This is a genomic window from Pseudarthrobacter sp. MM222, assembly GCF_947090775.1.
Lineage (GTDB): Bacteria > Actinomycetota > Actinomycetes > Actinomycetales > Micrococcaceae > Arthrobacter.
On the sequence record NZ_OX352321.1, the window covers coordinates 83,943 to 98,250 of the forward strand.

Here is a 14,308-nt window from a genome sequence, read left to right on the forward strand (position 1 = left end):
TATGCACATCAAGGAACAATGGAACTTGCTCGACTCGACCACACAACAGTGGCTGATGGACAACCCGGGGTGCATGGTCCTGCCGCGGACCTTAACGTCGATATTCAATAAGGAAACGAGCGAAAACGCCGAGATCAACTCCCACGGCGAAAGTGTGCTCACTGCAGAGGACCGGGAATTCATCCGGTCAAAGGCCCGTGAAGCGGCAGCCGCGCGGCCCTGACACGTTTCCCCGAACCACGGGTGAGGCCGCTTCAGAGCCCGTAGGGGTCGCGCCTAGCGCTGGAAGCGGACGGCGTCCGCGGCGACAGGGGCCAAACGTCCCTAGCGCTGACGGGCGAGTGGGCGTACAAGTGGATTTACCACGGCGGTTCGCGACGATGCGGTTGAAGCCGGGGTAGGCGGCCCGGGCAGGGCGTTGGAACTTGCCAGGGCCGCCGCCGCGACCGCGCACGCCGCGCGAACGCGGTCAGGGCACGTTGCACCGGCGGAAGGCCAGGAAACAGGTGTCCCTCAGCGGGCGAGCGTTCCCCTCGATCAGGCGGTGGGTCGAGTCATGGAGACCGGGTGGCCCACGGGTGCGGAGTTGGCCATGGAAGTGATGAAGGCAAGGTCCTCCGGGGAGAGGCTGAGTTGATCGTTCCGATCCGTTCCGTCCAGGGTGTCCGGATCTCCCATGGCCTTACGGATGACCGCGGTCACGCTCCGTGGCAGCACGACGCTTCCCGGATTGGCCCTCAGCCACTCCTGCGTCGTCGGATCCAGTTTGTCCCACAGCTTCTCGATAGACGTTGTCTCGCTCACGGTTCCTCCACTGCTGCTCTCGGATTATGTTGCTACGGCAGTTCTGCAACGACGGATCCCCGGTGTCAGAGTCATCCAGCGCCTTGTATCCATTCTTCCGTGTGGTTGGCGTCCCGCTCAAGGGCATCTCAGCACTGGCGGCAGACACCGCGATCATAGTCGTAAAGACCGAGGCACTGGTCGCCTTCATGGAGCTTCCATACCGTGCCGCCGTCCGGGCCCGGCATGATTTCCGCCCAGTAATTGGGCTGCGGCACACCAGCCGTGGGCTGACCCGCGTCAGCCGTACCGCCTAGTCGGCGCATCACCAACATGGCCAGATCCCTGAGATTTGACTGGGCCTCATCGGCAAGCCGCGCGGCCGCCGCCACCTCCTCCGGCGCGAGGGGCAGGTCATCGTTATTCTCCGGCATCGGTTCCTCCTGCAATCTGCGACGAAGCAGGGCTTCCAGAAGTCAGCGCATCTGGAAGCACTGCGGGGCATTCAATCCGCGTTCTCGCCGGCAGGGCCCTCTGGTCCATCCTGATTGCGCCCCGCGACCGTCTCAGATATTCCCGAAGGGCGGCTGGCTTGTCAAGGGGGCAAGCCTTGGACGCCCCCGACTCTGTTCGGCCCGCCCACCGGTACGCGCCTGGAGGCCAGTGTCTTAAGGTCCCCGCACCCTGTAACCCCGGGCGCCCTTCAGTTTTCCTTGGGCGCCGGGTGGCGCCGCTTCAGGACCGGTCCAGCAGCAGACGCATGGCTTCACCGATCTGCACTGTCTCCGCCGCTCGGATTCCGGGCCGGCCGGCGACGTGTCCCAGCTCGGACTCAAGCGGCCGCAGCTCCGCGTTGGGCAGCAGGTCCACCTCGGCGATGCTGTCCGCCGCGGGGAAATACAGGTCGGTAGTGCTCGGCATCACGATGCAGCGTGCCTCGACCTGGCGCAACGCGCCCTCCAGTCCGCCCCGCTCGGCCGTCCCGACGTCGGCCCGCTGCCAGGTGCCGAGAACGGCAAGCAGGTTGTTGGCGTCCATCTGCTCGTGGTCGGACGCCCAGCCCGACAGCAACGCGGCCAGGCTCTCATAGCCGAGGTCTCGGTAGGTGCTATTCCGGAAGAACGCCTGCGAGTACGCCCACCCGGCATAGACGGTTCCGAAGGCGCGGAGGCCCTGCCGCGGCTGGCGGCGGTAACGGCCCGAATCGTAGACCGGGTCGGCTTCAAGCGCTGCCTTCACGCCTTCAAGAAAGACGACGTTGTGCGGCGAGCATTTCGCTGCACCGGCGATGGGAAGGACGCTTTCCACCATCGCGGGGTACCGGACTGCCCATTCGTACGCCTGCAGTGCCCCCATCGACCAGCCGGCCACCATTCGGATCCTTCGCACCCCCAGGCCGGTCAGCAGCCGGTGCTGGGCAATTACGTTGTCGGCAACGTCGATGCCAGGGAAGACCGCCCCCCGCACGGTCGGATCAGCGTACGAGGGGGAGGTCGAGAGCCCGTTACCGAACATGTTGACGGCCACAACGAACCAGCGGGACGGATCCAGCAGCCGCCCCTCGCCGATCCACGGCTCGTAGCTGGCGTGGGTGCCGGTGTAATAGGAGGGCAGGAGGATGCAGTTGTCTCCTGCCTCGTTGAGCTTGCCGTAGCTCCGGTAGGCCAGCCGGGCGGACGGCAGGTCCGAGCCGGAGACCAGCTCGAACCTGCCGAGTTCAAATTCCTGGTGCATGCAGGACCGGCCTAGAAGAACTTCAGGTAGCGCTTGGTCTCCCACTCGGAGACGTGGGCCTGGTATTCATTCCATTCCTGCCCCTTGTAATCGATGTAGGCGTTGTACATCGATTCCCCAAAGACATCACGGGACAGGCTGTCGGCAGCAAACTCGTCGATGGCTTCCCCGAGGCTGCGGGGCAACAGGCCGAGGCCGTTCTGCAGGATTTCAGTCTCCGTGTAGTTGTACATGTTCTCGGTGTGCGGTTCTCCCGGGTCCAGGTTTTCCCGAATACCTTCCAGGCCTGCGGCGAGGATGATGGCGGCGCCAAGGTAGGGGTTGCAGCTGATATCGGCGGCCCGGCACTCCACCCGCCCGCCGGCCAAGGGCACACGGATCATGTTCGTCCGGTTGTTGTTGCCATAGCTGACGAACACGGGCGCCCAGGTTGATCCGGACATGCTGCCCTTGCGGACCAGCCGCTTGTAGCTGTTGACGGTTGGTGCGATGACCGCGCAGATGGCCGGAGCGTGCTTCAGCACGCCGGCGATGAATTTGTAGCCCAGCTCAGAGATGCCGCAGCCGCGGGGGTCGTCGTCGGTTTCAAAGAGGTTGACCCCGGTTTCGGCGTCTGCAAGGGACATGTTGAAGTGTGCGCCGGAGCCGCTGCGGTCGGCAAAGGGCTTCGGCATGAACGTGGCGAAATACCCGTGTTTGCGCACCATTTCGTTGGCCATCAGCCGGAAGAACACGGCCCGGTCAGCCATCGTCAGGGCGTCGGAGTACTTGAAGTCGATTTCGAACTGCCCCTGGGCATCTTCGTGGTCGAAGGAGTACACGCCCCACCCCATGTCGTTCATGGCCTCGACCATTTCGGTGAGCCAGTCGAAGTTGTCCAGGGCCGCCGGGGCGGCATAGCAGGGCTTGCTCAGGGTGTCGCGGTCACTGACTTCGGTGGGACCTTCCGGGGTGTCCTTCAGGACAAAGAACTCCGTCTCAATGCCCAGATTGAAGGTGAACCCGAGGTCCTTGGCCACTTCGAGCTGTCGCTTCAGGATGTTCCTGGAGGCGGCCTCGAAGGGCTTCCCCTCGCTGTAGAGGTCACTGGAGAAGTAGGCCACCTCCTTGCGCCACGGCAGCTGCACCGCGCTATTCAGGTCCGGACGGGCCGAGAGCTCCTCGTCACTGATGTCCTGCGGGAGCCCGTCGAGGGCGGCCCCGGTGAACAGCTCCGAGCCGGCAGCCATCTGCGGCAGATGCGCCAGCGGGACAAACTTGGTCTTAATGTTCCCGTGCAAATCAACGAAACTGGACATGGCGTACTTCACGCCGGCGTCCCGGAGCTTCCGTTGGACGGCTTCCACGGCGGTCTGTGCTGTTTCGACACTCATGTTGTCTCCTCGTTGGGCTTGTCCGGCACCACTGGTGAATGCCTTTCGATAAGTTATAGAAACTCTGACTGACGCCAATTTCGATACCGTGTCGAAATTATTTCGGGCCGGTAAACTCTCGACCGATACTCTTCTAGGGCAGGCACGCGACAACGGCAACAGGAGAGCAGTGATGACAAAAGATGTGGCGGCTTCGCCGGCCGGGCGGCCGCGGCTCAGTGGCACCCCGACGGGATCGCCAAGGGAGGACATCGTCCGCGAGGCCACCGCGCTCTTCGTTGCCAAGGGATACGCCGAAACGACCATGAGCGAGATCGCACGCACCGCCGGCCTCCGGCAGTCCTCGCTTTATTACTGGTTTGCCCGCAAGGAGCACATCCTGCACGCCCTCTTGGAGGACAACCGAAGCTCGCTGGTATTGGCTCAGGCGCTTGAGGCCGCACCCGGCCCGGCGGGACCGCGGCTTTACGCCGTACTGCACACAGATGTGATCCAGCTCTGCTCCGCGCCCCTGGATTTCTACGAGTTTGAACGGGTGGCGAGGTCCCAGCCCCAGAACTTCGGCGCCTTCTTCGATGATTACGCCGCCCTCCACCGCCTGACTGCGTCGATCGTGCGCCAAGGCGTCGCTGCGGGGGAGTTCCGGCAGGCCGACCCGGAAGCCGCCGCGACCGCCGCCCTTGGCCTTAACGAGGGACTTCAGCGCCACTACCGACAGCCGCTGCCCGGCCTCCGGCCGTACACAGCGGAGGAGGTCTCGAAACTCAGCGCTGACACCAGCCTCTCCTCGCTGCTGTCCGCGCCGGGAACCCTGCCGGACATCCGTGCGACGGCGCGCGGGCTCGCAGGTGCTCAGCCTGGCCCGGGCGCCAGCACCGAGGCGGCGGACGAGAGTTAACGAACCGGAAACGAATTCGATACCGCATAGAAAAGGTCGTCTCCGAGTATTTAGATAGCGTATCGAAACGCTGGCGCCCGCTCCCTGTGCGGCGTGCTTGTCATCTAGCCATCCTTGGAGACCCCTATGGACACTGCCACCACCGCGGGCAATACGGCGTGGGTTTTGACCGCCATCATTGCAGTCGCCCTGATGTTGCCCGGCTTGGCCCTTTTCTACGGCGGAATGGTCAGCCGTAAGACCACAATGAACATGATGCTCATGGTTTTCGGCTCGTTCTGCGTTGTCGGAGTGCTGTGGGTTGCCTTTGGATATTCCGCTGTTTTCGGAAACTCCCTCGGCGGGCTGGGGTTGCTCGGCAACCCGCTCGAGTACGCCGGGCTGGGACAACTGCTGACAGCGCCCGACGATGCAGCCCTGCCTCCCCTGGCGCTCGCGGCACTGCACCTGATGTTCGCGGGCCTCACGGCGGGCATCGTCGCCGGCGCGGCTGCAGACCGCATGAAGTTCAGCGCCTGGCTGGCCTTCGCCGGAATCTGGGCCACCTTGGTGTACTTCCCGGTGGCCCACTGGGTTTTCTCCTTCGACTCTGAGGACGGCTCGTTCCAAGGAGGGTGGATCGCCAACACGCTCGGTGCGATTGACTACGCCGGCAGTACCGCAATCCACGTCAACTCGGGTGTAGCCGCTTTGGCCCTGGCCCTCGTGCTGGGCAAGCGCCGCACTTGGCCCGTCCAGCCCAAGGCGCACAACCTGCCCTTGACCCTCCTCGGCGTCGGGCTCCTGTTCACCGGCTGGATTGGCTTCGACGGTAGCGGCCTGGGGGCTGCAGACAACAACGCTGCCGTCGCCGCCTTCAATACAGTCGCCGCCACCTGCGCCGGCGTCGTTGTCTGGCTGCTGGTAGAGAAGGTCCGGGACGGGCACACCACCACACTCGGCGCCTCCTCCGGCGCGATCGCCGCGCTGGTCGCCATCACTCCGTCCTGTGGCGCGGTCACCCCGCTCGCAGCGCTGGCCATCGGCGGTGCTGCCGGTGCGGTCTGCTACTTCGCGGTCTCACTCAAGTACAAGCTGGGCTTCGACGACGCCCTGGACGTGACAGCCCTGCACTTCATCGGCGGCGTTGTCGGCGGACTCCTCATCGGCATCCTTTCGACCCCGGAGGCTCCCAGCCGGGCTGCCGGCCTGTTCTACGGAGGCGGTTTCGAGCTCCTTGGGCGGCAAGCCGTCGCCATTCTCGCGGTTTTTGCCTACACGTTTACCGTGACCTGGGTTATCGCGAAGGTGCTGGACAAGACCATGGGCATCCGGGTGCCGGCCGAGACGGAGTCTGTGGGACTGGACGTCGTACTGCACGCGGAAAATGCCTATGAGAATGGCGAGGACAAGGCGCACGCTCCGCGCGGGCACGCGGAGAAGCTGCATCACCTGGTTGCGGGAGACCCGGCAGCTGAAAATTTGGCAAGGGTGGAAGCAGCGACTTCCGAGCGCTAACGACCCCCTCCAGATACGGTGGTGGTGGAGGTTTCCGGGAACCTCCACCACCACCGGATCTGCATACCGAAGGCCTCGCACGAGGCTGATGGAAACGGGCACCGCACACGGGTTCACCGGTATTGTTGATGGATGGAAGCCGCAGCGCAGTCAGTCGTCGCCCTGAACGGTCTCTTCGCCCGGGAGCTGGCGGAGATGGCCCTTCCGTGGAAGGCCGAGGAGGCCCCTGACCCGCGGCTGCTCGTACTCAACGAGCCGCTGGCCGCCGAGCTCGGCCTTGATCCCCTCTTCCTGCGGAGTCCCGAGGGACTGCTGCTGCTGACCGGTAATCTGGTCCCGCCTGGAGCTACACCGGTCGCCCAGGGCTATGCGGGGCACCAGTTCGGCTGGTACGCCCCGCGTCTTGGCGACGGGCGCGCACTCCTGCTCGGTGAGCTCGCCGATGCCGACGGCCGCCTTCTCGACGTCCACCTCAAGGGCTCCGGGCGCACGCCGTTCGCGCGAAATGGCGACGGCCGGGCCGTGGTCGGCCCGATGCTGCGGGAATTTGTCGTGAGTGAGGCCATGCACGCCTTGGGTATCCCCACGACGCGGTCGCTCGCCGTGGTGGCGACGGGCCGCTCGGTGCAACGCGAGACCCTGCAGCCCGGAGCTGTGCTCACCAGGGTCGCGAGCAGCCACCTGCGCGTGGGCAGCTTCCAGTACGCCCGCGCCACTGGCAACCTGGACCTCCTGCGCCGCCTCGCCGATCATGCCATCACCCGGCACTGCGTCACGGCCACGGACGCCGAGCGCCCGTACCTCGCGCTGTTCCAGGCCGTGGTCGCCGCCCAGGCGGCGCTGGTGGCGCAGTGGATGCTTGTCGGCTTCGTCCATGGGGTCATGAACACAGACAACATGACCATCTCAGGCGAGACGATCGACTACGGGCCGTGCGCTTTCATGGAAGCTTTCGACCCGGCCGCGGTCTACAGTTCGATCGACGAGGGCAAGCGCTACGCGTACGGCAAACAGCCGGTAGTGGCCGAATGGAACCTTGCCCGGCTCGCGGAGGCAATGCTTCCCCTCTTCCATGATGACGAGGAGCAGGCGGTCGCGCTCGCCGTTGAATCACTCGGCGCCTTCCGCCGGCAGTACAGCGCCGCCTGGTCCGCCGGTATGGCGGCCAAGCTCGGGCTATCCGATGGTCCCGACGACGAGGAGACCTCAGCGCTGGTGGACGAGCTGCTGCCCCTCCTTCAGGAGGGGCAGGTTGACTACACCTCGTTCTTCCGGAGCCTCGGCACGGCTGCCAGCGGCCGGGACGAACCCGCGCGAGGCATGTTCCCCGACCCGGTGGGGTTTGATGCCTGGGCGGTGCGCTGGCGTGCCCGGGGCCCCGACGCCGAGGCGATGGGCCGGGTCAACCCTGTCTACATCCCGCGCAACCACCTTGTCGAAGAGGCCCTCGCCGCCGCGACCGGGGGTGACCTGGATCCGCTGCATCGTCTACTGGCTGCGGTGACTGCCCCCTACGACGAGCGTCCCGGTCTCGAGCGCCACGCCGCCGCCGCACCGGAAAGCTTTGGCCCCTACCGTACCTTCTGCGGAACCTGAGCCGTCCGGCCGGGCGGCCCGGACGAGGCTAAGCGGAGCCAAATGGCTTCCGAGTGCTTAGCCGGACTCCCGGTCGGATCTTTTCCGCCTCGCCCGCGCGACGTCGTCGGCGCTCTCCGCCTGCCCCCGGGCGGCCAGACCCGCAACGACGCCGTCGATGTCGGCGTCCGGCCGGTTTTGGCTGAGTTTTGTTTTTGCTTCAATCCTGATGATGCGCAGCTCGACGCCGACGACGGCGCGCAGCTGGCCGGCGATGAAGCGTTCGGGCGCATCGTCCACGGCCCAGGGCCGCTCTGAGCCGGCCTCGTGAAGGTCTGTCAGCCGTCGCACAAGGCTGTCCAGCCATGCCGGGTCGTCGTGGACGACGAGATTGCCGTAGACATGGGCCGTGGAGTAGTTCCAGGTCGGGACAACGCGGCCGTGTTCGGCCTTCGACGCGTACCAGGACGGTGAGATGTAGGCGTCCGCCCCCTGAATCAGTACGAGTGACTCCCCGATCGCGGGTTCGGACCACTGGACGTTGTTCCGGGCAAGGTGCCCCAGCAGTGCACCGTGCTCACCGACCGAGGGGTCGAAGACGAAGGGCAGCAGGGTGGCCAGGAGGCCCTGCGAGGTCATGGTGATCAGGTTGGCGGCGACCGGCCGGGCCAGGAGCGCCCGGACCGCGTCGGGGTCTGCTGCGAAGTGTGCTGGGGTGTACATGGGTCGCTTCCTTCGTTGGATGGAGGTTCGGGTCTTGGATGGTGGGCAGTGCCCTCAGGGCTTCGATGCGGCAGGCGGCGGGTTTTGGCGCACGCTGACCGCGATGCCGGCGCAGAGAATGACGGCGAGGCCGCCGATGATCGTGGTCACGGTCAAGGTTTCGCCCAGCAGGAGTCCGGCCCAGCAGATGCTCAGTACTGGCTGGATGAGCTGGATCTGGCTGACCCTGGCCATGGGGCCGATGGCCAGGCCGCGGTACCAGGCGAAGAAACCGAGGAACATGCTGACGACGCCGAGGTAAGCAAGGGCCGCCCACTGCACCGGCGTGCCCGACGGCGGATGCTGGGCCACCGAGAGCGCTGCCAGAAAGACCATCAGGGGGGACGCGAGGACAAGTGCCCAGGACACGGTCTGCCACGGTCCCAGCTCGCGGGCGAGCAGGCCGCCTTCCGCATAGCCGATGGCGGCGGCCACCACGGCGCCGAGTAGCAGCAGGTCTGCCCAGTGCAGCTGCCCGAAGCCGCCGGACTGCGTGAAGGCGAAAGCTGTCGCGGCCAGCGCACCTACGGCTGTCGCCACCCAGAAGGCTGCCCGCGGACGCTCGCGGGCACGGAGGACCGCGGCCGTTGCGGTCGCGGCCGGAAGCAGCGCGATGACGACGGCGCTGTGGGTGGCGGGCGCCGTCGTGAGGGCGAAGGAGGTGAGGAGCGGGAAGCCCACAACGATCCCGCCGGCGACCACCGCAAGCCGCGCCCACTGCGCGCCGCGAGGAAAGCGCTGCCGGGTGAGTGAGAGGGCCAGGGCGGCCAGGACCGCGGCCATGACCGCGCGGGCTGATCCGATGAACAAGGGTGAGAGCCCCGCGACCGCCACCTTGGTCAAGGGTACGGTGAACGAGAACGCCGCTACTCCAATGAGACCCCACCACAGACCATCAGGCTCCCGGGGCGGTATCGCTGGGCGGATAAGCGTAGTAGCGCTACTATTGTCTTTCATGAACAACGATAGCAGTTCCCGGATTGCGGCGCGACTGCGCGAGTGGATCGCAGGGGCTTCACCGGGATCCCGTTTGCCGTCCACCCGATCCCTCGTGGCCGAGTACCAAGCCAGCCCGGTGACGGTGCAGAAGGCCCTGCAATCCCTGACCACGCTCGGCCTGATCGAGAGCCGCCCGGGCGTCGGGACCTTCGTGCGGGCTGTCCGGACCGCGCGGCCGGCGGACTACGGCTGGCAGACGGCGGCACTGGGTTCACCCCAGGCGCCGCCGCGATCGGCCTCCAGCACCATGCGCAGCACCACGAACGACGTCATCCCGTTCCATTCGGGCTACCCGGACCGGGACCTCCTGCCGGAGCGCCTAGTGCGGGCAGCGCTCGCCCGGGCATCCCGCAGCGACGCGGCCTTGTCGCGCCCACCGGCGCCGGGGCTTCCGGAATTGCAGTCCTGGTTCGCGCGGGAACTCGGCGCTTCAACTCCGGTCGGGGTCACGCCGCCCACACCGAGCGACGTCATCGTGCTGCCAGGGAGCCAGAGCGGCCTCAGCTCGATCTTCCGGGCGCTGGTCGGTCATGGGCAGCCCCTGCTGATGGAATCCCCAAGCTACTGGGGAGCCATCCACGCGGCCGCGCAGGCGGGCGTCCGCCTCATCCCGGTGCCCAGCGGGCCCGACGGCCCCGACCCGGAAGAGCTGGCACGTGCCTTCGAGACGAGCGGAGCCCGGGTCTTTTATGCCCAACCCAACTACGCCAACCCCACCGGAGCGCAGTGGCCCGCCCGGCGCGGAGAACAAGTTCTGGACGTTGTGCGCAGGAACGGCGCGTTCCTCGTTGAGGACGACTGGGCGCATGACTTTGGCATCAGCACTACGCCCGTGCCCATCGCAGCGCACGACGAGTCAGGTCACGTCATCTATCTTCGTTCGCTGACGAAGAGCGTATCGCCGGCCATCCGCGTGGCTGCCGTGATCGCCCGCGGCCCGGCGCGTGAACGCATCCTTGCGGACCGCGCAGCCGAGTCGATGTATGTCAGCGGCCTGCTCCAGTCCGCGGCGCTCGACGTCGTCACGCAGCCCGGCTGGCAGACGCATCTGCGCAGCCTGCGGCACCAGCTCCAATCGCGCCGCGACCTGCTGGTCGCGGGCCTGCGGGAATTCGCCCCGCAGGCGCACCTCGAACGTATTCCAAACGGTGGGCTGAACCTATGGGCCCGCCTGCCCGATGGAACCGACCTCGAACAGCTCACCCGTGACTGTGAGAGCGCCGGAGTCATCATCGCCGCCGGCACGGAATGGTTCCCGGCAGAACCGGAAGGCCCGTTCATCCGGCTCAACTACGCCGGTCCCAATCCAGGAGCGTTCCCGGAGGGTGCGCGCATCATCGGACGGGCCCTCCTACGCCAAGCCCGCTAGGCCCAAGGCTTGTGCATACCCGCACGGAGCACAGGAACTGGGCAGTATTGCCGCAACTCCAGCGTCAGGGCTCACGGTGCCAGTAACGTTGAAGGAACTGTGGGGGCGGTTCTGTTTGGCAGCGCATCCTCCGCGGACCGGCCAGGTTCCAACCTGGAGAATCGTCTGATCCAGGGAGGGCACCAATCCATTGAATCGCCGCACTCATGCGTCGCTGGTATTCGGCCAACGCCGTTCCCGAAAGCTCCGGCATGCCATCGGCCCAGCCGACGTTTCAGGGGGCGACGGGATGCGGGGCAATGAACCCGGCAAGTCGCGGGTGCGGGACGTTTTGCTTGGCGTGCTGACGGTCCAAGTGGTGTTCGCCCTGACTGCCGGGGCCGCCCTCATCCTTGACCCGGCCGGGATGTTTGACCACCCCGTCACGCGGGTCCTGGCCGCGCCGTTCATTCTCACACCGATCGTCGTGGCGTGCCTGCTGGTCCTGAGGTTCCACCGGGGCCACGTCCTGGAGCGACACCGCGCCAGAGGCGACGCTCGCCTGATGGACACGGTTCTCGCAACAAGCCATGAATGGGTTTGGGCCGTAGACGACGAGGGGGTGTTCACCTTCTGCAGCCCGGCCAGCGCCGCATTGTTGGGCTTCTTGCCCTCGGAACTCGTTGGGAGGCACTGCAGTCTGGTCATCAATCTGAAGGATCTCGGCCGGGCCCGCGGCGACGTAAAATCCTTCCCGCAGGCAGGTGCTGGCGGGTGGAGCGGCATCCTCGTGCGCTGTCGGCACCGCAACGGCAACGCCGTCTGGATGGACGTGTCCGGCACGGCACGCCTTCCCCAGGACGGGCAACGAGGCGGATTTGAGGGGACCAGCCGGTCCGTCCCGCACGAGACCGCGCAGGAAGCAATGGCAGCACACCGCAGTGCACGCATCACGGAAATCATCGACGGGCGCCTGTTGCTGACCGCGTTCCAGCCGATTCGTGGACTGGACTGCGGAGACGTGATCGGCGTCGAGGCGCTATCGCGTTTTGTCAGCGACGACGGTGCCGGCCCGGAACATTGGTTCAGCGAGGCCGATGCTGTGGGCCTCGCCGCAGAGCTCGACATTGCTGCCCTGCAATCAGCGCTCGCGGCTGCGAAGCAGCTGCCGCCGCACATCTATGTAGCGTTGAACATCTCACCGGGCACCTGCCTCGATTGGCGACTGCCCGCAATCCTCGAAGCTTCCTGCGTTCCCTTGCACAGGATCGTCCTGGAGCTGACGGAGCGGCTTGAAGTGTCGGAGTATGGTCCGCTGATCGCAGCCCTCGCGCCGCTGCGGGCGCGCGGCCTGCGTATTGCCGTTGACGACGCAGGCTCGGGCTTCGCCTCCATGCGCCATGTCCTCCATCTGCGGCCTGACATCATTAAGCTCGATCGCAGCCTTATCGCGGGCATAAATGATGACCAGGGCCAACGCGCCCTTGGCGCCGCCATGGTCGAATTTGCTAGCCAGATCGGGGCCACCCTGGTGGCCGAGGGCATCGAGTCACCGGCGGATCTCGTCGCGGTCACCGGGATCGGCATGACCGCGGGGCAGGGCTACCTCCTCGGCAGGCCCTCCGTGCATCCCCGGGACTGGGCAGAATGGCACTCAACTTCCCGGCCGAATCAGAGTCCGGCCGAAAGTTGACGGTGCGGCCCCTCGGGCAAATGGACCCTACCGTCTTCCCGGCGCCGGGAACATAATCAGGACTATCCACCCAGCGCAAACAAGGAGGCGGTTGACGTGTCGGTCTATACGCTTGGAATCTGGCTGGTCCACCCGGGCCGTGAGAACGATTTCGTGCAGGCCTGGCGGGATCTGGCCAGGAAGACCCAGGAGGATTTCCCGCACGCCAAGGGCGTGCTGATGCACGACCATGATGTTCCCAACCGGTTCATCAGCACCGGACCGTGGGAATCGATCGAGCAGATTGAGCAGTGGCGGGCCTCATCGATGTACAAGCAGGGCGTCGAGGCGATGAAGGACATGCTGGAACACTTCGAGCCGCACACCCTGGATGAGGCCGCCAGCATCGGACGCGATACGGCCTAACCGCCCGGCGCCCGATTCGCGGGTTCTTCGTCGGTCAGGGCACCGAGCACCGCGGACCACAACACGCCGTTCCGGCCCCAGACCGGATCGAAGATCTCGACATACCAGGACTCGGCCAGAACCAGTGCCAGGCCGTCATTTGCCTCCTCGGCCCAGTCGCGGAGCTGATCGTCGCCCACCGGGCCCTCGCTGCTACCCAGCACGGTCACGACTTCACCGTCCCTTAGGGTCACGGGAATGGACGCCTGGCTGGCTTCGCCGGGGGCATGCGCCACGGTGACCAGGCCGGTCCGGCCGGAAAGCTCAAGGAGCGCCGCCGCCGACTCCACAGTGCAGAAGCCCGTCACGTAGGCGCGCTGGGCATGCCCCCCGGCGAGCACGCCCGGCTGGGACTCCTTGGTGAACAGCCCGTTGCGGTTCAGCTGGGCGAGCTCGAGGGCGATCGGCCGGGTTTCGTCGTCGAAACTCGACGCAAAGGTGCCCGGCTGGTACTGACTCCTGCCTTCGAGCCAGCGAGCGGTCAGCTCGCCGGCGGCCGGAATGCTGGCCGCCTGCCGCCAGACCTCCCGGTCCGCAAGGAGACGCCCGAAGCCGTCCCGTTCCGTGGTGAACCTGTCTTCCGCCATCGGAGCTAGGCTTCCCATGCGACGATGGGCGCGGTTGCGCTTGCGGCTGACGGTACGGGTGCGCTGGCGACCGCCGGCGCGGCGGTGCTCCCGAGGTGCTGCTCCAGCAGCAGCGCCAGGCGCTCGCAGCTCAGCCGCAAGGCCTCGAGTTCACGCCGGCTGTATTCGTCGATGTTGTGGTGAATCAGTTCGAGGAGCTCCCCGGCGTCATCGTCCACCTCGAACTCGTGATCCAGCGTTACCTCGGAGAACCCCTCGGACGGGCGGATCACCCAGCCGCCGCCAAGATGCACCAGCGGAGCCTCCAGCCCGAGCTGGCGGAAGTCGGCACGGAGTTCCGCGTCATTTAGAACCCGGTGGCAGTGCGTGGAATTCAGTGAGCCGTTGGACACGACGGAGGTCCGCAGCTCATGGCTCGAATCGTCGCCGCTGACCCGCTCGGAGTACGCCGTGAGTCCGTCCAGGTACGGCCAGTGTGAGGAGTCCCGCAATATGCGGAAGATCAGCTCGCCTGGCGCATCGATGCTGAGCCGGTGAGTTGTCCGGCGCGTGGTCTTCGACAAGTCCCACACCTCCTAAGTTCCGCGGACCTACTTAGCAGGCTAGGTCAGTGAT

15 protein-coding genes are annotated in these 14,308 nt (G+C 66.1%); 7 read left to right on the plus strand and 8 right to left on the minus strand.

The window, feature by feature from the left end; genetic code table 11:
* The first annotated feature begins 1 nt into the window (after position 1).
* Positions 2 to 223, plus strand: a complete 222-nt coding sequence (locus OM977_RS00430) for a hypothetical protein (protein ID WP_264355605.1) — start codon at positions 2 to 4, stop codon at positions 221 to 223.
* Between the two features lie 314 nt (positions 224 to 537).
* Here OM977_RS00430 and OM977_RS00435 read toward each other — a convergent pair whose 3' ends face one another.
* The 4 genes from OM977_RS00435 to glnT all read right to left on the minus strand — a co-directional run bounded on the left by OM977_RS00435 (position 538) and on the right by glnT (position 3,890).
* The gene (locus OM977_RS00435; RefSeq protein WP_264355606.1) at positions 538 to 804 is read right to left on the minus strand and encodes a hypothetical protein; all 267 of its coding nucleotides are present in this window, start codon (positions 802 to 804) and stop codon (positions 538 to 540) included.
* A 128-nt stretch (positions 805 to 932) separates the two neighbouring features.
* Positions 933 to 1,217, minus strand: coding sequence for a hypothetical protein (locus OM977_RS00440; RefSeq protein WP_264355607.1), 285 nt, complete (start codon positions 1,215 to 1,217; stop codon positions 933 to 935).
* Positions 1,218 to 1,518: 301 nt separating this feature from the next.
* Complete coding sequence (locus tag OM977_RS00445) at positions 1,519 to 2,517, minus strand: alpha/beta fold hydrolase (protein ID WP_264355608.1); 999 nt, start codon at positions 2,515 to 2,517, stop codon at positions 1,519 to 1,521.
* Between the two features lie 11 nt (positions 2,518 to 2,528).
* Complete coding sequence (glnT, locus tag OM977_RS00450) at positions 2,529 to 3,890, minus strand: type III glutamate--ammonia ligase (protein ID WP_264355609.1); 1,362 nt, start codon at positions 3,888 to 3,890, stop codon at positions 2,529 to 2,531.
* 172 nt (positions 3,891 to 4,062) lie between these two features.
* Here glnT and OM977_RS00455 point away from each other — a divergent pair, with 172 nt between their 5' ends.
* The 3 genes from OM977_RS00455 (at position 4,063) to OM977_RS00465 (ending at position 7,881) form a co-directional block, all read left to right on the plus strand.
* Positions 4,063 to 4,788, plus strand: coding sequence for a TetR/AcrR family transcriptional regulator (locus OM977_RS00455; protein WP_264355610.1), 726 nt, complete (start codon positions 4,063 to 4,065; stop codon positions 4,786 to 4,788).
* 126 nt (positions 4,789 to 4,914) lie between these two features.
* Positions 4,915 to 6,285, plus strand: a complete 1,371-nt coding sequence (locus OM977_RS00460; RefSeq protein WP_264355611.1) for an ammonium transporter — start codon at positions 4,915 to 4,917, stop codon at positions 6,283 to 6,285.
* Positions 6,286 to 6,417: 132 nt separating this feature from the next.
* The gene (locus tag OM977_RS00465) at positions 6,418 to 7,881 is read left to right on the plus strand and encodes a protein adenylyltransferase SelO (RefSeq protein WP_264355612.1); all 1,464 of its coding nucleotides are present in this window, start codon (positions 6,418 to 6,420) and stop codon (positions 7,879 to 7,881) included.
* A gap of 57 nt (positions 7,882 to 7,938) precedes the next feature.
* On the opposite strand, the gene OM977_RS00470 is transcribed toward OM977_RS00465, so the two are convergent.
* Positions 7,939 to 8,583 carry an FMN-binding negative transcriptional regulator gene (locus tag OM977_RS00470; RefSeq protein WP_264355613.1) on the minus strand — a complete coding sequence of 215 codons (645 nt, stop codon included), beginning with the start codon at positions 8,581 to 8,583 and terminating at the stop codon, positions 7,939 to 7,941.
* 54 nt (positions 8,584 to 8,637) lie between these two features.
* Positions 8,638 to 9,579 carry a DMT family transporter gene (locus OM977_RS00475; RefSeq protein WP_264355614.1) on the minus strand — a complete coding sequence of 314 codons (942 nt, stop codon included), beginning with the start codon at positions 9,577 to 9,579 and terminating at the stop codon, positions 8,638 to 8,640.
* Here OM977_RS00475 and OM977_RS00480 point away from each other — a divergent pair.
* From OM977_RS00480 to OM977_RS00490, 3 genes are all read left to right on the plus strand, one after another.
* Positions 9,578 to 10,990 carry an aminotransferase-like domain-containing protein gene (locus OM977_RS00480; RefSeq protein WP_264355615.1) on the plus strand — a complete coding sequence of 471 codons (1,413 nt, stop codon included), beginning with the start codon at positions 9,578 to 9,580 and terminating at the stop codon, positions 10,988 to 10,990. The genes OM977_RS00475 and OM977_RS00480 overlap by 2 nt on opposite strands.
* 289 nt (positions 10,991 to 11,279) lie before the next feature.
* Entirely contained in the window at positions 11,280 to 12,662 is a 1,383-nt protein-coding gene (locus tag OM977_RS00485; protein ID WP_264355616.1) for a sensor domain-containing phosphodiesterase, read from the plus strand.
* Between the two features lie 96 nt (positions 12,663 to 12,758).
* On the plus strand, positions 12,759 to 13,067 hold the full coding sequence (locus OM977_RS00490) for a putative quinol monooxygenase (protein ID WP_264355617.1): 309 nt from the start codon (positions 12,759 to 12,761) through the stop codon (positions 13,065 to 13,067).
* Here OM977_RS00490 and OM977_RS00495 read toward each other — a convergent pair.
* Entirely contained in the window at positions 13,064 to 13,693 is a 630-nt protein-coding gene (locus tag OM977_RS00495) for a DUF6919 domain-containing protein (protein ID WP_264355618.1), read from the minus strand. The two genes, OM977_RS00490 and OM977_RS00495, sit on opposite strands and share 4 nt — an antisense overlap.
* A gap of 5 nt (positions 13,694 to 13,698) precedes the next feature.
* Complete coding sequence (locus OM977_RS00500) at positions 13,699 to 14,256, minus strand: SRPBCC family protein (protein ID WP_264355619.1); 558 nt, start codon at positions 14,254 to 14,256, stop codon at positions 13,699 to 13,701.
* Positions 14,257 to 14,308 lie beyond the last annotated feature (52 nt).